This is a genomic window from Pseudarthrobacter chlorophenolicus A6 (assembly GCF_000022025.1).
GTDB classification, from domain to species: Bacteria; Actinomycetota; Actinomycetes; order Actinomycetales; family Micrococcaceae; genus Arthrobacter; species Arthrobacter chlorophenolicus.
This window is the reverse complement of record NC_011886.1, coordinates 1,027,382-1,046,116: the sequence shown is the minus strand read 5'-3', so window position 1 is coordinate 1,046,116 and position 18,735 is coordinate 1,027,382. Positions and strand designations below refer to the sequence as shown.

Below are 18,735 nucleotides of genomic sequence, written 5' to 3'. Positions count from 1 at the left end.
CTTCTTCTAGGCATCGTTCTCGGAGCAGAGCCAGGCTGGCGGGACTTGCAGCCAATTCGACGACGCCCTTGTCCGTGTTCAGCGCGATGATCCGTCCTTTTGGAAACACTCCCCAAGGAGCCTTCGTTGGTTCAGCCAAAGGAGTTGGCGCCGAATAGACCTCAATCGACCCAGTTGCAGGGCCGGTCGGCATTGGCTAGAACTTCAGGTATCTGTGGCAGGCTAGGGCTTCGCCGAACGTGAAGAATGTTCGATGCCGAGTTGTCTCTTGATTTCACTTACTTGCGGAGAATAGTGGCGCCTGTTGGCGATGCTCAGCTTTTGAAGTTTAGGAAGTGTGAGGAGCGGACTGAGGTCCCCGTCAATGATCCGGGTCGACTCGGAGAGATGCAGTTCCCGCAGTTCAGGCATCTCGGCCAGAGGTGCAAGTGAAGGAAAGTCTCCGCTGTTGGCCATGTTAAGGACATGGACATTCTTGGCGCTGGCTACGTCGTCTAATGCGGGAATCTTCTTGCAGGTATCGAAGTGCAGCTCGCGAATTGATTGCCCCGTCGGCGCGGTCCGAAGCGCAGAGGCATCTGCAAGCTTGGGCGCCAGGAAAATTCCGAGAGTTTTGAGTTTTTCGAAGGATCCCAGACCGTCTAATGACCGCAGTTGAGGGTACTGTTTCATGCGAAGCCTGTTCAACGACTTCGCGGCCGCCAACGGTGCCAGGTCAACCGGACTATAGCTCTCGAGATAGAGGTCGGTAAGTGATGCCAAAGCCGCTTGCTGGTCTTTGATAAAGCCCCAAGAAATTGAGAGCGACGACAGGTGCGGGAACATACCGACTTCAAAGGTACCAACAGCGGAGGGATGAGTAGCCGGCAAGCTCAAGCTTGTTAGGTGCTCCGCCATGCGGCTAATCGGTGCGAGGTCTGTTATCCATCGGGCAGTCACTAGCAAACGCGACAGGGGCCATGGCTGCAGGAATTTCAGGTCAGGTTCGGCAAAGCCATGCGCGCCAATCAGCGCCAGCTCATGGACGCGGCCGCTTTGGACCAGTGATTCCATCTCCGCGTTCCACTGCCCATGGACAAAAAGGCTGAGGCCTTCGGGCGTTTCTGCGAGTGAATACCCGTCGTAAGGAACAGTGTCTTGCGGCAGGATCGACATGGGTCTCCGTTTCTGTCTAAGGCAACTCTAGGTGGCCGGCCATTGCACGGTGGTCTGCCTTCGCACGGTGCCTACTGAGGAGCGATGCCGGTCGGTTGCTCAGGCTGCCTCTAGCTGTCCACATCTGGGGTCAATTCGGGTTATCCACGGCTGTTTAATTGGGAGCCTTTGGGTAGCTCTCATCGGCGTCCAGGATGGTGGCATCACTTTTTAGTGTCGTCGCAGTACGTAGTTCATATCCGCGTCTCGGTCGCCGATAATGCCCACCAGCCGGCGGGAATTGCCGTTGCCTTCGACGAGAAACTGTCCACGCCATCTACCGTTCAAGACTTCTGACCCTGACGTAGTGATATCAACGAAGGGTTTGTCTATTCCGCGGGCCTCCTTGACGATGGTCCACGTTCCGTGTTCGGAAGTAGGCACATCTGGACCAATGAAAGACACTACTTTTGCAGGTATTCGGTCGAGCTGGAACGTGCCATCTTCATGGAACACCAGCGTGCCGTTGAGCGCTTGTGTCTTGTAGGTGCTGTCGTTAGCCGCGTAGGTCCACGTTCCGATAATGTCTTCGCGTGTCGGTGTTGCAGTTGGACTGCAGGACATAGACATCGCGCTCAGGATGCTGACCACCAGGATCAGGAGAATTTTGCTGAAAGCAGATCGGCTTCTTACCAAAGGTCTTCTATCGTCAGATTGCGGAGGGCAAGTCAGGGGCTGACCGGTTTGTTTAGAGTTTATGGGCAGTCCACGGTAATGAGTGTGTTCTTGGCCTCGAAAGTGCCTGTGAGTGACATAACCGAGGGTTTTTCGCGGCCTGTTGTGACGCTCAAAGCCGAGTCGTTTAAGGGACTTTAGAAGCGCGGTGGAGGATCCTTTACCGGACTCGCAGTGAGGGATCACCTACGAGATCTCGACTCGGTCATCGGCGTCTATAAATTGCAGCACGGCGGCACGGGCCTCGGGCTGCGACGCTCTCGACCACGAGATCGACTCCATGGGACGATCCTTCCTTATGCCGCGCAATCTCACGGAATTTGCTTCGGACAATGGCGTGGTGGAGTTGACGCTTAATGGTTGTGCACCGGTAGCGGAGGCCGCAGCCAGTCATCAACGTCCGGATCGTGCTCCACCAGGAGGCCCTCCAACGCCTCCCAGCCGTGCGTCGCAGCGAAGTTGGCCTCAGCAGGGAACAGCGGAACGAGGTTGGCAATGATGATGGGTCCATCCACGTCCTCGCAGACAGCAAACCCATCGGGTTGGTAATAGGGGCTGTACACGAGGAAAGCTTCAAGCCGGGTATCAGGATCGAGCGGCCCTCTGGGACCGATGACCTCACCTCGAAGCGGAGCGCGTCCCTCGTGAATCATCTCCTCCGCGAGCTGCTGCATCATGGAAGGAATGTACCGCTCAAAGTGGCCGCGGCGGACCAACATCAAAAGTTCAATCCGGATCGGCGCCCTGCCCGGCATAGCCAATGCGCACCGGCTCAGCCCCAGCGTCGAGTAGGCAACAACTCCGTCCAGGGGACCGTCGTCAAACTTGACGACCTGCGCGTGTGCCGGCCGTCCGTCCGCGTCCCTGGACCATCCCCCAGAGATGGGGCCGAGATATTGTTCAAGGTGCTCGACAAGGTGCGTGATGGCTGCTCCTTCCCATCCCCGCTGCCGGCGGTCGCCATTGCCGCAGCATAACCTCACCGCGAACAGAACGCACTAGCTCCGGGAAAAGCTGCGAACCCGTGATGCACGAAAGGATCCCCTACCGGACCCTGCGCATATCTGAGCCGTCTTGCTTGAATTGATAGTGCGATTCGAGCCCTTTGCGAACCTGACTGGTGCTGTGCTTTGACAGGATGGCCCAATGAGCAGCATTGCATCCCACGAAATTGTTGAGTCGTTCTTCCGGCTGACCTCCCGGTGCCTGGATGCTCTTTTCATGCAGTACGGCGGAACAGAGCGTCCGACCGTGTGGACCGGATTATGGCTGGTGCCCCGAGACGGCAGCGATCCCGTACGCTCCGGGCGGCTGGACGGCTGGGGCGCCTTTCATCTGCATGGCGTGGGTTGTCGCTTTGAACTGGACAGCGGAGAGGACTTGGACGTGGATTGGGATGATGACGGACGCGCTGTCTTCGATTCCTGGCGGATACTCATGTTTGCCCGGTCGATAGGCAACGAGACAGTCAGCAAAGAATCATTGCGCACCGCGGCGATGCAGTCGCCTTCGATTCTGCAGATCGCATCCGACCAGTTCTCATGGCCAGATGGACGCTACGACCTCACCATGGGACCTGCTGTCTGAACCGGCAGGATCCGTTCGCCACCAACATCGGGGGTGTATTAGCGGCATGGGACATTCCACCATCACGATTCCGCCGGCATGGATTGCACGAGCGGTTCAGACAAGGCACCTATGCGAGCCACAAACCGCTCGCGTGTCCGTTTGCCGATCCTCCACCGGACACTACGGAGGCGCCATGAGCACATTCACGAGTCGCGAACGCCAGTATCGAGCCCACGGACCAGCGCACTACGCAGCCGACTGACCGCGTGCGCCGAGGCCTCTGTGCCGACATCCTGGAACGATCCCATGCCGCCTTGGAACAAGGTGAGAGCATTCCGTGTTGCTTCACGCAGAACGCGCGGGTCTGAGATACCGATGAACTGTTCGTCGAGCCAGTCGGCAACTTCTATTCGCTGCTTGTCCTGTTCTGAGCGGGCCACAGCACGTAGCTCTGCGGCTACGGCAATTATCTCGTCTCTGAAAACTTCAACGTTGTGCTGATTGCGACTCATCCACAAATCCTACGTAGTTGCCAAGACCTCACGCGCAGCGACGGACCTCGGACTAGCCGCCCGTAAGCCGGTCGGCTAACGGGCAACTCGCGGTGGACCTGAAAGGTTGGCTTACGAAGTACCGCTCATAATCAGGAATGGTTCTGCTGAGGCAGAGCATTCCGCTGTTACCTGTGACGACGTGGTGTTGCCGCCCCCGAAGGAGACGGAATCTCCGACAGCGAATTGTTCCCCTGTCGGAAGCTTTACGCCGTCCGTGGTCGGAGTGGACCCCTCCGGAAAGATCAGGACGGTCTGGCTGCCGTCATCCGTTTTTCCTACTAAGCATCCCTTGGAATCACGGTCTAACTTTCCCTGAAGTAGCGCTTGCTGTTCCGCCTCTTGTTTCGGCCCTTTGTAGATGGCTGCTTTGGGTCACGATCAATGACAAGCCAGAGGGTTCAGGATTTTTTCCGGGCCGGTACAAAGCTGCGACGACCACAAGCTGCAGGGCGGCGGTAGTCACCACCAACTTCCGTAGGCCCGCCTGACCCAAGCGACACCACCAGCCCAGCTCCGAAACCAGCCATCCACCCGTAGGGCAGCTGTCCCCATGGCCATCCGACCCGGAAAGGCACAAAATAGGTACGGCATCTGTCGTGGACGCCCGGACAATAGATCCGTGAAAAATGACTGGGGAGCACCATGAAACTCGCACTCAACAAAACAGCTACTGCCGCCGCCGTCTTCGCTTTGAGCGCCAGCGCGGTATTGGCAGGCGCGCCCGCTGCCAACGCGTCAGGAACAGGCACCGCATGCCCGACATCACGGGTGTGCTTCTACTTCAACTCCGACTTCCAGGGAGCACGCGCCGACTACGCCAACAGCGACGCCACCATGGGCAACGAACTGTTCACAGACGGCCCCGTCGGACGGAACGGATGGGGCGTACAGGTCAACAACAACGCAGCATCCCTGATCAACAACACCTTCGCGTACATCACGATCTACGACAACCCCGGCTGCGAAGGCTACGCCTGGTACATCCAACCGGGAGAACGCCTCAACCTGGGCGCGATGAAAAACAGGATCAGCTCAATCCACGTGGCCTACAACGGCGGGGCATGCCTCGACCGCGACCAGTCCTGGGCCTAGCCCCACACTGCCAGCCCGGGCAACTACGCTGCCGCCGGGCAGCACACCAAAAAGCAGCACGACGGCCAGCGACTTCACGTAAGTTCGCCATAGCAACACGTGAAAGGCCGGCACCCCACATCACTACGGGTGCCGGCCGTTCACCTTCGTGTCAAAGTAACGGCCACGGCCCGGCCGATCACTACTCGGCGCCTGGCGGATGGTTCAGACGCGGACCACACCTGCGGCCTCAGCCGCCGCCTCGTCCGGGGCTTCGGCCGGTGCATCGACTCGGGTTTCGCTCCGCTTCGCAGCGGCCGCAGCGAAGGCCATGACGGCCACGCCCGCCACGGTGATGACTGCTCCGGCCCAGATGGGCGAGGTGTAGCCGAAGCCTGCCGTGATGGTGACGCCGCCCAGCCAGGCACCGAGGGCGTTCCCCACATTGAAGGCACCGATATTGGCGCCGGAGGCCAGGGTGGGCGCGCCCGGAGCGTACTTCATCACGCGCATCTGCAGCCCGGGAACGGTGGCGAAGCCGAAGCCGCCCATCAGGACCAGGGAGATGACCGTCAGGACCGGGTTGGCTGCCACCAGGGCGAACGCCACCAGGACAACAGCCAGGACGGCGAGCACCACCAGCAGGGTACGGTCCAGGTTCCGGTCCGCCGCCTTGCCGCCGAGGGTGTTGCCGGCGAACAGCCCCACGCCGAACACGATCAGGAGCCACGGCACCGTTGAGGCAGCGAAGCCTGACACTTCGGTGAGGGTGTAGGCGATGTAGGTGAACGCCCCGAACATGCCACCGAAGCCCAGCACCGTCACCACAATGGAAAGCCACACCTGGCCGGAGCGGAACGCACCGAGCTCTGAACGCAGGCTGCCGCCGGCTTCTGCTGCGCCGGCCTGCCGCGGCACCAGGGCAAGAATGCCGGCGAGCGCCGCCACGCCGATCACGGTGATGGCCCAGAACGTGGCCCGCCAGCCAGCGGCCTGGCCCAGCAGGGTGCCGAAGGGTACACCCAGGACGTTGGCGGCAGTGAGCCCGGTGAACATCAGCGCGATGGCACCGGCCTTCTTGCTGGGCGGCACCATGCCGGCGGCCACCACAGCGCCGATGCCGAAGAAGGCACCATGCGCGAGTGCGGCGATGACCCGGCCCAGCATCATGGGCCAGTAGTCCGCAGCCGTTGCGGACAGCAGGTTCCCGGCGATGAAGAGCACCAGCAGGCCGGCCAGTACGGGCTTGCGCTCCAGCCGGGTGACGGCAGCCGTCAACCCCAGGGCGCCCACCACCACGGCGAGCGCGTAGCCCGAAATGAACCATCCGGCGGACGCCTCGCTCACCCCGAAGTCTGCGGCAACGTCGGGCAGGAGGCCCGCGATCACGAATTCGGTGAGTCCAATGCCAAACCCTCCAAGGGCGAGGGCAATCAGGCCAACAGGCATGTCAATGCTCCTTTGAGCTTTGTGGTTGGTTGTTCCCTGCGGGAATAGCGCCTAAAATAGTTGCAGGCGCGGTATTTATTGTTGCACATGCAAATATACCGCGCAAGCAACTACTTGTGTGCACCGCCGCCGATCCTTTGTCGCCGGCTTCCCGGAAGGAGCAACCATGGGCATCAAGGACGACGCCGTCGAGGTCCGCGCGCAGGGCTGGCGCACCCTGGCAGCCTTGCACGGCCTGATCGAGGGTGAGCTGGAACGGTCCCTGCAGGCTGAGTCCCAACTGTCCGTGGTGGAGTACACCGTCCTGGACGCACTGAACCGGCAGGACGGCTGGCATATGCGCATGCAGCAGCTGGCCCGGGCCACAGCCCTGAGTCCCAGCGCCACCACCCGCCTGGTTAACCGGCTTGAGGACCGGGGCCTGCTGACCCGGATCCTCTGCGATGACGACCGGAGGGGCATTTACACCGAGCTCACCCCCAGCGGAAGCACGCTGCTGGCCGAAGCCCGCCCGGTCCACGACGCCACGCTGGAAAGGGCGCTTGAACAGGCCCAGGCGCTGCCGGAACTTGCACCCCTGGTGGGCGCGCTGCCCACGCTGCACGTTCCGGCGTAAGTACGGCCCACCTTCCGCCACCAACAGAAGATGCCCCTCCGAAGATGAACGGAGGGGCATCGCCTTTTCTGGGGGAACCGTATTGCGGGCCGGCTAAATCGCCTTGCCGGCGGCTGCGCCGGACTTCTGCCCGGCAACGTTCTTGAAGTAGTGCTCCAGGTCCTCGAGGCTCTTGTCCTTGGTTTCCGGAACGTACTTCGCGGCGAAGGCGATGGCGCCCACACCAAGGACGGCGAAAACAAAGAACGTGTTGGACAGCCCAATGGCCGCCAGGAACTGGGGGAACCCAAAGCCCACCAGGAAGTTCACGATCCACAGCAGGAACGCGGACGCGCCCATGCCCAGGCCGCGGATCTTCAGCGGGAAGATTTCGGACAGCATCAGCCAGGTGACCGGGGAGATGGCGCCCTGCTGGAAGGCCAGGAACGTCACGGTAAGCGCCAGGATGACGAAACCCCGGACGGACCCTTCCGGCAGTATCAGTGAGAAGATCCCGATAAGCAGCAGCGCCGTCGTCGTGCCTGCCTGCCCGGTGATCAGCATCCTGCGGCGCCCCACCTTGCCGAGCAGCCAGATGCCTACGAAGGTGGCCAGGACCGAGATGACGCCGTTGGCGATGTTGGCGGTCAGGGCGGCTTCGCGGCCAAAGCCGGACTCGGACAGGATCTGCGTCCCGTAGTACATGATCGAGTTCACGCCTGTGATCTGCTGGATCACCGCCAGGCCCAGGCCCACAAAGAAGATCCGGCGGAGCCACGGGATGCCGAGGTCCTTCCAGGTGCCCATCTTGGACTTGTAGTCCTCCACGGCCATGGCCTTGACTTCCTCGAACTCCCTCCGCGCCTCCTCCTGGGACCTAATGCGTTGGAGCACGCTGAGGGTTTCGCCGAAGCTGCCCATCGAAGCGAGCCAGCGCGGGCTCTCGGGCATGAAGTTCATCCCGATCCACAGCGCAATGGCGGGGAGGGTGGCGATCACCAGCATCCAGCGCCAGATGCCGCCGGACTCGCCGAAGGTGTTGCCGAGGTAGGCGTTGAAGATGAAGGCCAGCAGTTGGCCGGTGACGATCATCAGCTCGTTCTGCGTGACGATCCGCCCGCGGCGGTCGCTCGGGGACACTTCGGCCAGGTAAACCGGAACCGTGACGGAGGCGCCGCCCACGGCCAGGCCCAGAATGAACCTGGCGGCGATCATCACCTCGGTGCTCGGCGAGAAGGTACAGGCAAGCGTGCCGATGAGGAAGATGACCGCCAGGACCATGATCATCTTCCGGCGCCCGTTGCGGTCTGCGAGCCGGCCGCCGAACAGGGCACCGAACGCGGCACCGAACAGCAGCGACGACGTCACCAGGCCTTCGGTGAGCGGCGTCAGGCCGAGGTCCTCCTGCATGTACGGCAGCGCACCGTTGATCACGCCCGTGTCGTAGCCGAACAGCAGGCCGCCGAACGTGGAGATGATGGTGACGGTCCGCAGCGCCTTCTTGTGGTTGCCGGGCCGCGCCGCCTTTGCCGCAGGGGCGGGAGCAGGGGACCTCATAGGCTGACCTTTTGGACGTACTGGTTGATCGTCTCCAGCTGGTACCGGGACACCTCGTCGGCGTTCTCGTCCTCGGCGAAGACGCTGGAAACCATCACGGTGTCCTCGCGGTCCAGGAAGCCGATCTCCTTCAGGCCGCCGAAGAACTCGTCCCAGTTCACATCGCCGTCGCCCACCTTCAGGTGCTGGTGGACGCGGACCGGGTTGCCCGGCGGGTTGGTGATGTAGCGCAGGCCGTGGGAGGCGTGGTGGTCCATGGAGTCGGACACGTGGACCAGGCGCAGTTTGTCCCCGGCGGCGCGCATGATGTCCAGCGGGGAGTCCTTCATGTGGAAGCTGTGCGAGGCCACGTAGACCATGCCGACGTTCTTGGAGTTCACGCCCCGGATCACGCGGATAGCGGCGAGGCCTTCCTCCACGAAATCATCCGGGTGCGGATCGATCAGCAGGTCGATGCCTTCGCGCTCGATGATGGGCAGCAGTTCCTCCATGGACCGGTAGAACGCCCGCTCGGATTCCTCGGCCTTTTCCGGCCGGCCGCTGAACTCGGTGTTCATGGTGCTGACGCCCAGGTCCACGGCGATCTGGATGGCCCGCTTCCAGTAGCGGACCGCGGCCTCGCGGGCGTCCTCATCCGGGCCGGACCAGCGCAGCACCGGCAGGATGGAGGCAATTTCGATGCCCGCATCCGTGCAGGCCTTCTTCAGCTGCCCCACCAGTTCGTCGTCCGCTTTGGGATGGTTGTAAAACGGGATGAAGTCCGCGTGCGGGGTCATCTGCATGTACTTGTAGCCAAGGTCCGCCACCACCCGCGGGAACTCCAGGAGACTGTGCGAGTGGTGGTACGGGGTGGGGTCAAGTGCGATTTTCACGTAAACACTCCATTGTGGATCAGGAAGGCCGGAAAGGTGGAACTAGCTGTAGAGGTCCGGCTTGGCTGCCAGCTTGACGGCCACCTTCTCGCCGTTCTTCTGCGCTTCGACGCCGGCTTCGCAGCAGGCTGCGGTGGCGTAGCCGTCCCAGGCGGAGGGGCCGCCGATTTCGCCCCTGAGCGCAGCGTCAACCCATGACTGGATTTCGACGTCGTACGCCGCGCCGAAGCGCTCCTCGAACCCGGGCGTGACGTTGCCTCCCCAGCGGCCGGCACTGCGGGTGTAGGGGCCCTTGTCGCCGCCGATGCTGACGATGCCGTCCTCGAAGGAGGCCTGCGTGGCCACTTCGTAGCCGAACTTGGCGTTGACGTAGATTTCGACGTCGGCCAGGACGCCGGACTCGGTTTCGATCAGGACGTGCTGGGGGTCGTGCTGGCCGGCAGGGGCGTTCTTCGTGACCTTGCCGAGGCGGACCTGGACGGAGGTAATTTCCTCGCCGGTGAAGAACCGGATGGCATCGAACTCGTGGACCACAGAGTCGTTGATCAGCATCTCGTTGGTGAAACCTGCCGGGGTGGTGGGGTTGCGGTGCTGGTGGTGCAGCATCAGCAGTTCGCCCAGTTCCTGGTTACGGATGATGGAGCCCAGGGCGGCGTATTCGGCGTCGAAGCGGCGCATGAAGCCCACCTGGATGCGCTTGCGGCCCAGCGCCACCTCAGCTTCGACGATCTTCAGCGAGGACTCTGCGTCCGGGGTCAGCGGCTTTTCGCAGAGGATGGGGATGTCCTTGGCGATGGCCTTGAGCAGGATGTCCTCGTGGAGGAAGCCGGGGGTTGCGATCAGGACGGCGTTGACGTCGCCGTTGTTGAGCGCTTCCTCGGCGTCGGCGAGGGCCACGGCACCGGGGATGCCTTCGATGGCGGCCTGCGCGCGGGCAAGGTCGACGTCGACGACGGCGGCCACCTCGGCGCCGTGGATCCGCTGGTGGAGGCGCTGGATGTGGTCGGCGCCCATGCGTCCGGCACCGATGACGGCGACGCGGAGGGTTTCAGTCATTGTTCTGTCCTTTTGGTTCTTGGCGGGAAGGAATTAGCTGACGGCGGTGCGGGAACCGCAGGACAGCAGGTAGTTGCGGGTGCGCTTGGCGATAGGCATGGGCACGTCGAAGGCTACCGGGTACATGTCCTGCTCCACGATGCCGAAGATCGGCCGGTTGAGCGCTTCCACGGCTTCGATCACGGCGCGGAGGTCCGGCAGCCCGTTGGGCGGTTCGGTCATGACGCCGGCCAGGTTTGCCGCGGCCCAGGTCATGTTTTCCTCGTTGACCTTCTTGAGGATGTCCGGGTTGATCTGCTTCAGGTGCAGGTAGCCGATCCGGTCCGGGTAGTTCTTGATCAGCTCCAGGCTGGAAGCACCGCAGTATTCAGCATGCCCGGTGTCCAGGCAGAGGTTCAGGTACTGCGGGTCGGTAGCACCGAGGAGGGTTTCGATGTCCGCCTGCGCACCCACGTGCGAATCTGCGTGCGAGTGGAACTGCTGCTTGAGGCCAAAGTCCTCCAGCAGGGTCTTGCCCAGCCGGTTGTGGCCGTCGAACAGGTCACTCCAGGCCTTCTCGCTCAGCGTGCCGCTTTCCACTGCCTCGCCGGTGACGTCATCGCGCCACATGGCCGGGATGACCACGATATGTTCGCCGCCCATTGCTGCGGTCAGTTCGGCCACCTTGCGGGCCGGCTCCCAGGCCGTTTCCCACTGGTCCAGGCCGCGGTGGAAAGCGGTGAACACGGTGCCGGCGGTGACCTTGAGGTCGCGCTGCTTCAGCTCCTCCGCCAGCCGGGCGGGATCGTTGGGCAGATAGCCGTAGGGGCCCAGTTCGATCCACTTGTAGCCGGATTCGGCTACCTCGTCGAGGAAGCGCTCCCAGGGGGTCTGCTGGGGGTCATCCGCGAACCAGACGCCCCAGGAATCAGGAGCGGTGCCGATGATCAGCTTGTTCTCAGTCATTATCTGTTCCTTTGGGAGGTTTCGACGGGCTCAACCACCGGTGGTTGAGCCTGCCGAAACCTGATGGGGTTAGTTGGAGGGGAAGTTGTAGGAGGCGCCGGAGGCGTGGTGGGTTTCGGGCCAGCGGGAGGTGATGACTTTGCCGCGGGTGTAGAAGGAAACGCCTTCGGGGCCGTAGATGTGCTTGTCACCGAAGAGGGAGGCCTTCCAGCCGCCGAAGGAGTGGTAGGCCACCGGGACGGGCAGGGGCACGTTGATGCCGATCATGCCGACCGTGACGGAACGCTGGAACTTGCGGGCGGCGGCGCCGGAGGAGGTGAAGATGGCGGTGCCGTTGCCGTAGGGGTTGGCGTTGATGAGCTTGATGCCGTCTTCGAGGGTGTCGACGCGGACGACGACGAGGACGGGTCCGAAGATTTCCTCCTGGTAGGCGGTCATCCCGGTTTTGACGTGGTCCAGGACGGTGGGGCCCACCCAGAAGCCGTCTTCGTGGCCGGGGACCACGAGGTCGCGGCCGTCCACCACCATCGCGGCGCCGGCGGTTTCGGCTTCGGTGACGATCTTCAGGATGCGTTCCTTGGAGGCGGGGGTGATGACCGGGCCCATTTCGGCGTCGGGTTCGGTGCCGTTGTTGACCTTCACGGCTTCGGCGCGTTCCTGGACCTTGGCGACCAGGGCGTCGGCGGCGTCTCCGACGGCGACAGCAACGGAGATGGCCATGCAGCGTTCCCCGGCGGAGCCGAACGCGGCGGCCGCGAGGTGGTCAGCGGCGTTGTCCAGGTCGGCGTCAGGCAGGATGATCGCGTGGTTCTTCGCCCCGCCCAGGGCCTGGACGCGCTTGCCGTGCTTGGTGGCGGTCTCGTGGACGTACTGGGCGATCGGGGTGGACCCAACAAAACTGATGCCGTCCACGTCCGGGTGGGTCAGGAGCCCGTCGACGGTTTCCTTGTCGCCGTGCAGGACCTGGAACACGCCGTCCGGCAGGCCGGCGTCCTTCCAGAGCTTGGCCAGCAGCAGGGACGCGGAGGGGTCGCGCTCGGAGGGCTTGAGGATGAACGCGTTGCCGGTGGCGATCGCCATCGGCGCCATCCAGAGCGGGACCATGACGGGGAAGTTGAACGGGGTGATCCCGGCGACCACGCCGAGGGGTTCGCGGAAGGAGAAGACGTCGATGCCGGTGGAGACCTGGTCCGAGTAGTCGCCCTTGAGCAGGGTGGGGATCCCGCAGGCGTATTCGATGACTTCGAGGCCGCGGCCGATCTCGCCCTTGGCGTCGGAGAGGACCTTGCCGTGCTCGGCGGTAATGAGGGCTGCGAGGTCGTCCACGTGCGCGGCGACGAGTTCACGGAACTTGAACAGCACCGCGGTGCGCTTGGCCAGGGAGATATCACCCCAGGAATCCGCGGCGGCGCGGGCGGCGGCGACGGTCGCGTCGAGATCGGCGCGGTTGGCCAGGCGCAGCTCGCCGGAGACCTGCCCGGTGGCCGGGTTATAGACCGGGGTGGTGCGCTCCCCTTCACCGGCGGTCTCGGCGCCGTTGATGAAGTGGTTGATCACGGTGGTTTCGGTGGTGGTGGCAGTCATGGGACTCTTCCTTGAGTAGTGAAAAAGTGTGCTTAGCCGAGCAGTTTGCGCTGGCGGTTCTTGTGGTCGGTGTAGGTCTGGAAGGCCTGCTTGGTCGATTCCAGTTCGGAGACCTGGGAGACGGGCACGTCCCACCAGGACTCGGAAGACGGGGCGTCCAGCAGGGGGTCGGACTCGACGTGGATCAGGATGGGTCCGGTTCCTTCCGGGGCGGCCTTGGCGTCGCGGATGGCCTGTTCGAGTTCGGCGATGACCTTCTCGCCGGGTTCGATCCGGACCACTTTCACGCCGAGGGATTCGGCGTTGAGGGCCAGGTCCACGGGCAGGGTTTCACCGGCGTCGAAGCTGTGCTGTTCTTCGTTCAGGGCCCGGTATTGGGTGCCGAACCGCTGCGAACCGAGGGACTCGGAGAGGGAACCGATGGAGGCGTAGCCGTGGTTCTGGATCAGGACCACGATCAGTTTGATGCGTTCGGCGACGGCGGTGACCAGTTCGGTGTGCATCATCAGGTAGGAGCCGTCCCCCACCATCACGACGACGTCCCGCACCTCAGCGGCGCCGGTCCCGCCAGTGCCGCCGGCCGCCGTCGTGCTTGCCGCTTCGGCGATCGCTGCGCGTTTAACGCCGAGGCCGCCGGGGATCTCGTAGCCCATGCAGGAATACGCGTATTCGACGTGGTAACCGAAAGGGTCACGGACGCGCCACATCTTATGCAGGTCACCGGGCAGCGAGCCTGCAGCGCAGATAACGACGTCGCGGGCGTCCATGGCCTTGTTGGTGGCGCCGATGATGGCGTTCTGGCTCACCAGCGGCGCGTAGTCCTGGGCGAATGCTTCGTCCACGGTGGCGTCCCAGCGCTTCTTCTCCGCGGTGACCTGCTGTTCAAGGTCGGCGCCGATCCGGTAGCCGCCGAGTGCTGCGTTGAGCTTGACCAGGGCCTTGCGGGCGTCGGCGACGATGGGCAGCGTGGTGCCGTGCTTGTAGGCGTCGATCGGGGCGACGTTGATGTTCACGAAGCGCACGTCCGGGTTCTGGAACGCGGTGCGGGACGCGGTGGTGAAGTCCTCGTAGCGGGTGCCGATACCGATGATCAGGTCAGCCCCGGCTGCGATGGCGTTCGCCGCCGTCGTGCCCGTGGAACCGATCGCGCCCAGGGACTGCTTGTGGTCCCAGGGCAGGACGCCGACGCCGGCCTGGGTGTTGCCCACCGGGATGCCGGTGAGCTCGGCGAACTTCGCCAGTTCGTCGTTGGCGTAGGCGTACAGGACACCGCCTCCGGCAATGATCATCGGACGCTTTGCGGCCCGGATGGCTTCGACCGCGCGGGCGATATCCTCATCGTCGGCGTCGGGGCGGCGGATCCGCCATTCCCGCTCGGCCAGGAACTCCTCGGGCACGTCGAAGGCTTCGGCCTGGACGTCCTGCGGCAGCGAAATGGTCACCGCGCCGGTCTCGGCGGGGTCGGTGAGGACGCGCAGGCCGTGGTGGAACGCCGAGAACAGCTGCTCCGGCCGGTTCACCCGGTCGAAGAACTTGGACAGCGGCCGGAACGCATCGTTGACGGTGATGTCGTAGGCGTGCGGCTGCTCCAGCTGCTGCAGCACCGGATCAGCGGCGCGGGTGGCGAACGTGTCGGACGGGAGCAGCAGCACGGGCAGACGGTTGGTGGTGGCCAAGGCGGCACCGGTGAGCAGGTTCGAGGACCCCGGGCCGATGGAGGTGCTGATGGCGTAGGTCTGGCGGCGGCGGGTGTGCCGGGCGTAGCCGACGGCCTGGTGGACCTGGGCCTGTTCGTTCCTGCCCTGGTAGTACGGCATGATCGCCGGATCCAGCTGCTGGTACTGCTTCAGCGCCTGGCCCACACCGGCCACGTTGCCGTGACCGAAGATCCCGAACGTGCCCGGGATGAGCCGTTCACGGTACTCGACTCCGTTGACCGTGTCCACGGTGTACTGCTTGGAAAGGTATTCGACGACGGCCTGCGCCACCGTCATCCTGCGCGTAGTTGTGCCCATGGCGGTTTACTCCGGAATTTCTGTGGTGTGGTGCAGGAGCGAGGCTGCGGTGGCGACGGCGCCGGCGACGTCCCCGTCCTTCGGGTAGAGCAGGGTGCGGCCCACGGTCAGACCCTGCACGCCCGGCAGGGACAGTGCGGCGCCCCAGGTGGCGAACACCTCATCCTGGGTCCCCGTGGGATCGCCCCCGAGCAGGACGGTGGGCATGGTGGTCGCAGCCATCACGCGTTCCATCTCCGCCACCACCGGGAGCTTCATCCAGGTGTAGGCGCTGGTGGAGCCCAGGCCCTCGGCGATGCCGATGGACTTGATCACCGCGTTGGTGGACAGGTCATTGCGGACCCGGCCGTTTTCGCGGACGGACAGGAACGGCTCCACCATGGCGATCAGCTTGCGTTCGGCCAGCGAATCAATGGCCTTCGCCGTCGCTTCCAGGGTGGCCACAGTATCCGGGTCGCCCAGGCAAATGCGGGTCAGCATCTTCCCGCCATCAGCGCCGAAGGCCTGAAGTGCCTCGGCGGTGTGGCCGGTGAACCGATCATCGAATTCGTTGACCAGGCCGGCCAGGCCGCCGCGGTTCATCGAACCGAACACCAGCTTGCCCTCCAGGGCGCCCAGCAGGAGCAGGTCATCCATGATGTCCGGCGAGGCCAGGATGCCGTCCACGGCCGGGTTGGCCAGGGCGATCTGCAGGCGGTCCAGCAATTGCCGCCGGTCTGCCATCGCCACGGGATCCGCACCGACCGCGAGGGCGCCCCGGGCCGGGTGGTCGGCGGCGACGATGAAGTTCTGCCGGCCGGCCTTCAGGCCCGGATGGCGCCTGCGGGCCTTTGCTGCGCGGGCCACCGCTTCGGGGTCTTCGAGCCGGATGGTGCTCAGGTGCTCATATCGGCGGGGATCATCGTCCACCGCGCTGTTGGAGGCAAGGGGCGTGAGGGTCACAGGGAAGCTCCTTCAGGAATGGAAACACCGGGAACCGCGCCCGGGACAACTCGTCCGCGTTCGGCCAGCAGCGAGGTGACTTCCTCCGGCGTCGGCATCGCATCAGCGCAGGACAGGCGGGAGGCGACAATCGCGCCCGCCGCGTTGGCGTAGTCCAGGACCTGCTCCAGCGGCCAGCCCGAGAGCAGGCCGTGACAGAAAGCGCCACCGAACGAATCCCCGGCACCCAGGCCGTTCAGCGTTTCCACCGGAACGGGAGCGGAGACCACGCGTTCGGTGCGGGTCTTGGCCATGACACCCTCGGCGCCGAGTTTGACGACGGCGATCTCGACGCCGGCGGCCAGCAGGCGGTCCGCCTGCTCATCCGGGGTCCCCTCCCCCACTGCAACGGCGCATTCCTTGTCGTTGCCAATCGCGACCGTGACGTGCGGAAGGATTTTCGCAACCTCGGCCCGGGCCTCTTCCTCGGAGGCCCAGAACATCGGCCGGTAATCCAGGTCCAGGATAGTGAACTGCCCCTCCGCAAGGCCGGTACGGGGGCGGGCCTCGTGCGCAGCAAGGTGGGCGGAACGGCTGGGCTCCTGGCACAGGCCGGTCACCGTGGACCAGAAGATCCCCGCCTCACGGATCGCATCCAGGTCCAACTCGTCAGCCTTGATCTGCAGGTCCGGCGCCGTGGGAAAACGCCCATAGAAATACAGCGGGAACTCGTCCGTCGCCGGCTTGATGGCACAGAACGTGACGGCAGTGGGCCAGTCCTGCACGGGTGTCACGAAGGTGTCATCGACGTTGAACTTGTGCAGTTCGCGGTGCAGGTAGGTGCCAAACGCATCATCTCCGGTGCGCGTGATGACGCCGGTCCTGCGGCCATGCCGGGCGGCTGCAACGGCAACGTTGGACGGTGAACCGCCAAGGTATTTGCCGAAGGAGTTCACGTCCTCCAGCCCTACCCCGATGTCGTTCGGGTAGATATCAACGCTGATGCGCCCGATCGTAAGAAGCTCATGGGTCACGGTGAATCGTGGACCTTTCTGGTGTGGAACGGTGGTCCTTCACAGGGCTGGCGTTCCGGGACTGGCAGGCCGTGGCGTGGGCCACAGGGACTACTTTGCCCTAGATCGAATGTCCTGTCAAAGGTTTGTACTGACATACTTACAACAAATTTAGAGCGCGCTAATTTTCAAGTGTGCTACTTCTTGGGTACTGCCAGCTCACCCGTGACGTACTGGGCCCTTCCGTAGCCGAAGGACCAGTCGCCGGCCGTGTTTTCGACATAGCCGATGAACACGTCCTCGCCGGCCACACCCAGGCCCGCAAGCCTGTCGGCAACGGCCGCAAAGAGCTGCTGCTTGGCCTCTTGGGAACGGCCGGCCTGCGTGAAGATCTGGATCATCACCACACCCCCGGTCCGCTCGAAGCCGAGGCCGGCATCCTGGGCAAAAATCTGGCCCGCGGGGTGCTCCGTAAGGATGTGGAAATAGTCACGCTCAGGGATGCCGTACTCGGCGAGGATGGCGTCGTGGATGCCGCGGCTCAGGCGCTGCAGCTCCTCCGGCGAGCGGCCTTCATTGACGTCGATGCGGACCAGTGGCATAAGGAATCTCCTCCGTTAGTTTGTACTGACATACTAACAAAGTAAGAAAATAGAAGACAAGGCCCACCCCCTTGAATCGGCCCAACGGCGGAGCTATTCTTAATCAACCGAAAGGTTGATCAACAAGATAGTTGACTAGGGGTAGCACATGATCTCCGACAGCACGGCGCTGGACTCGGCCTTCCTGGCCCTGGCCGACCCCGTGCGGCGAAGCATCATCGCCCGGCTGAGCCGCGGCCCGGCCACGGTGAATGAACTGGCGGAACCATTCGAGATCTCCAAGCAGGCGGTCTCAAAGCACATCCAGGTACTCGAGCAGGCGCAATTGGTCACCCGTACACGGGATGCCCAGCGCAGGCCCGTCCACCTGAACCCTGCACGGCTGGAGGCGCTCACGGCCTGGATCGACCAGTACCGGCTGGTCCGCGAAGGGCAGTTCCGCAGCCTCGATGCCGTGCTTCAATCCAGCGCCGGGCAACGCGGCGCCAAGGCAGAGGAACAATGATGAGCAACTCCCTGAAACTTTCAGTCCCCGAAGGCCTGCCCTTCATCGACTACGAGCGCGAGTTCGACTTTCCTGCGGCAGACGTCTTCCGCGCCCACAAGGAACCGGGCCTGATCATCCAGTGGCTGGGCCCGCGTGGCATGAAGATGGAAATGGACCACTACGATTTCCGCACCGGCGGGACGTACCGCTACATCCACACCGGGCCGGAGGGGGTCCCCTACGAGTTCCGCGGCATCTTCCACACGGTCCGCGAGAATGAGTTCGCGCTGCAGACCTTCGAGTTCGGCGGCTACCCGGACGTGGTCAGCCTCGAGTACATGACGTTCGAGGACCTCGGCGGCGGCCGGTGCAGGCTCCGCGGCCACTCCGTCTACCCCAGCCTCGAAGCACGGGACGGCATGGCGCAGTCCGGCATGGAAGGCGGCATGACCGAGGGCTACGAGCGGCTGGACGAGTTGCTCAGCGGGGCCAAGGTCTAGCGACGGTACGGGCCGGAGAAGTACGACGACGGGTGGCGGCTTTCCGCGCCCTGGGTACCCTCCCGCCGTCGTACGC

19 protein-coding genes are annotated in these 18,735 nt (G+C 63.6%); 5 read left to right on the top strand and 14 right to left on the bottom strand.

From position 1 onward, the window contains the following. Nucleotides 1–222: 222 nt before the first annotated feature. The 3 genes from ACHL_RS04805 to ACHL_RS04800 all read right to left on the bottom strand — a co-directional run bounded on the left by ACHL_RS04805 (nt 223) and on the right by ACHL_RS04800 (nt 2,852). Complete coding sequence (locus ACHL_RS04805) at nt 223–1,155, bottom strand: leucine-rich repeat domain-containing protein (protein WP_015936171.1); 933 nt, start codon at nt 1,153–1,155, stop codon at nt 223–225. Between the two features lie 210 nt (nt 1,156–1,365). Beyond that, the gene (locus ACHL_RS24115) at nt 1,366–1,785 is read right to left on the bottom strand and encodes a hypothetical protein (protein WP_139187468.1); all 420 of its coding nucleotides are present in this window, start codon (nt 1,783–1,785) and stop codon (nt 1,366–1,368) included. Nucleotides 1,786–2,222: 437 nt separating this feature from the next. Next, nucleotides 2,223–2,852, bottom strand: coding sequence for a suppressor of fused domain protein (locus tag ACHL_RS04800; RefSeq protein ID WP_015936168.1), 630 nt, complete (start codon nt 2,850–2,852; stop codon nt 2,223–2,225). A 163-nt stretch (nt 2,853–3,015) separates the two neighbouring features. On the opposite strand from ACHL_RS04800, the gene ACHL_RS23340 reads away from it, so the two are divergent. Further along, nucleotides 3,016–3,456 carry a DUF6896 domain-containing protein gene (locus tag ACHL_RS23340; RefSeq protein ID WP_015936167.1) on the top strand — a complete coding sequence of 147 codons (441 nt, stop codon included), beginning with the start codon at nt 3,016–3,018 and terminating at the stop codon, nt 3,454–3,456. 185 nt (nt 3,457–3,641) lie between these two features. Here ACHL_RS23340 and ACHL_RS04790 read toward each other — a convergent pair whose 3' ends face one another. Then, nucleotides 3,642–3,950, bottom strand: a complete 309-nt coding sequence (locus ACHL_RS04790) for a hypothetical protein (protein ID WP_015936166.1) — start codon at nt 3,948–3,950, stop codon at nt 3,642–3,644. Between the two features lie 684 nt (nt 3,951–4,634). On the opposite strand from ACHL_RS04790, the gene ACHL_RS04785 reads away from it, so the two are divergent. Further along, nucleotides 4,635–5,084 carry a peptidase inhibitor family I36 protein gene (locus ACHL_RS04785; protein ID WP_015936165.1) on the top strand — a complete coding sequence of 150 codons (450 nt, stop codon included), beginning with the start codon at nt 4,635–4,637 and terminating at the stop codon, nt 5,082–5,084. Between the two features lie 204 nt (nt 5,085–5,288). On the opposite strand, the gene ACHL_RS04780 is transcribed toward ACHL_RS04785, so the two are convergent. Next, nucleotides 5,289–6,512, bottom strand: coding sequence for an MFS transporter (locus ACHL_RS04780; protein WP_015936164.1), 1,224 nt, complete (start codon nt 6,510–6,512; stop codon nt 5,289–5,291). A gap of 166 nt (nt 6,513–6,678) precedes the next feature. Between ACHL_RS04780 and ACHL_RS04775 the strand changes: the two genes are divergently transcribed. Continuing rightward, nucleotides 6,679–7,128 carry a MarR family winged helix-turn-helix transcriptional regulator gene (locus ACHL_RS04775; protein ID WP_015936163.1) on the top strand — a complete coding sequence of 150 codons (450 nt, stop codon included), beginning with the start codon at nt 6,679–6,681 and terminating at the stop codon, nt 7,126–7,128. 93 nt (nt 7,129–7,221) lie between these two features. Here the strand turns inward: ACHL_RS04775 and ACHL_RS04770 are convergent, their stop codons facing one another. The 9 genes from ACHL_RS04770 to ACHL_RS04730 all read right to left on the bottom strand — a co-directional run bounded on the left by ACHL_RS04770 (nt 7,222) and on the right by ACHL_RS04730 (nt 17,672). Further along, entirely contained in the window at nt 7,222–8,664 is a 1,443-nt protein-coding gene (locus ACHL_RS04770) for a sugar porter family MFS transporter (protein ID WP_015936162.1), read from the bottom strand. Further along, nucleotides 8,661–9,536, bottom strand: a complete 876-nt coding sequence (locus ACHL_RS04765; RefSeq protein ID WP_015936161.1) for a sugar phosphate isomerase/epimerase family protein — start codon at nt 9,534–9,536, stop codon at nt 8,661–8,663. The genes ACHL_RS04770 and ACHL_RS04765 overlap by 4 nt, the downstream gene beginning before the upstream one ends. A gap of 42 nt (nt 9,537–9,578) precedes the next feature. Further along, entirely contained in the window at nt 9,579–10,592 is a 1,014-nt protein-coding gene (locus ACHL_RS04760) for a Gfo/Idh/MocA family protein (RefSeq protein WP_015936160.1), read from the bottom strand. 33 nt (nt 10,593–10,625) lie between these two features. Next, complete coding sequence (locus tag ACHL_RS04755; RefSeq protein WP_015936159.1) at nt 10,626–11,537, bottom strand: sugar phosphate isomerase/epimerase family protein; 912 nt, start codon at nt 11,535–11,537, stop codon at nt 10,626–10,628. Nucleotides 11,538–11,606: 69 nt separating this feature from the next. Further along, the gene (locus ACHL_RS04750; protein WP_015936158.1) at nt 11,607–13,121 is read right to left on the bottom strand and encodes a CoA-acylating methylmalonate-semialdehyde dehydrogenase; all 1,515 of its coding nucleotides are present in this window, start codon (nt 13,119–13,121) and stop codon (nt 11,607–11,609) included. Nucleotides 13,122–13,153: 32 nt separating this feature from the next. Continuing rightward, nucleotides 13,154–15,136, bottom strand: coding sequence for a 3D-(3,5/4)-trihydroxycyclohexane-1,2-dione acylhydrolase (decyclizing) (gene iolD / locus ACHL_RS04745; RefSeq protein WP_015936157.1), 1,983 nt, complete (start codon nt 15,134–15,136; stop codon nt 13,154–13,156). A gap of 6 nt (nt 15,137–15,142) precedes the next feature. After that, on the bottom strand, nt 15,143–16,078 hold the full coding sequence (locus ACHL_RS04740) for a Cgl0159 family (beta/alpha)8-fold protein (RefSeq protein WP_015936156.1): 936 nt from the start codon (nt 16,076–16,078) through the stop codon (nt 15,143–15,145). Next, the gene (iolC, locus tag ACHL_RS04735) at nt 16,075–17,091 is read right to left on the bottom strand and encodes a 5-dehydro-2-deoxygluconokinase (RefSeq protein ID WP_015936155.1); all 1,017 of its coding nucleotides are present in this window, start codon (nt 17,089–17,091) and stop codon (nt 16,075–16,077) included. Before iolC ends, ACHL_RS04740 begins: the two co-directional genes overlap by 4 nt. Nucleotides 17,092–17,267: 176 nt before the next feature. After that, the gene (locus ACHL_RS04730; RefSeq protein WP_015936154.1) at nt 17,268–17,672 is read right to left on the bottom strand and encodes a tautomerase family protein; all 405 of its coding nucleotides are present in this window, start codon (nt 17,670–17,672) and stop codon (nt 17,268–17,270) included. Nucleotides 17,673–17,820: 148 nt separating this feature from the next. Between ACHL_RS04730 and ACHL_RS04725 the strand changes: the two genes are divergently transcribed. Then, a complete protein-coding gene (locus ACHL_RS04725; RefSeq protein ID WP_015936153.1) occupies nt 17,821–18,177 on the top strand; it encodes an ArsR/SmtB family transcription factor in 357 nt (118 codons plus the stop codon). After that, the gene (locus tag ACHL_RS04720; protein ID WP_015936152.1) at nt 18,177–18,659 is read left to right on the top strand and encodes an SRPBCC family protein; all 483 of its coding nucleotides are present in this window, start codon (nt 18,177–18,179) and stop codon (nt 18,657–18,659) included. Before ACHL_RS04725 ends, ACHL_RS04720 begins: the two co-directional genes overlap by 1 nt. Nucleotides 18,660–18,735: the final 76 nt, after the last annotated feature.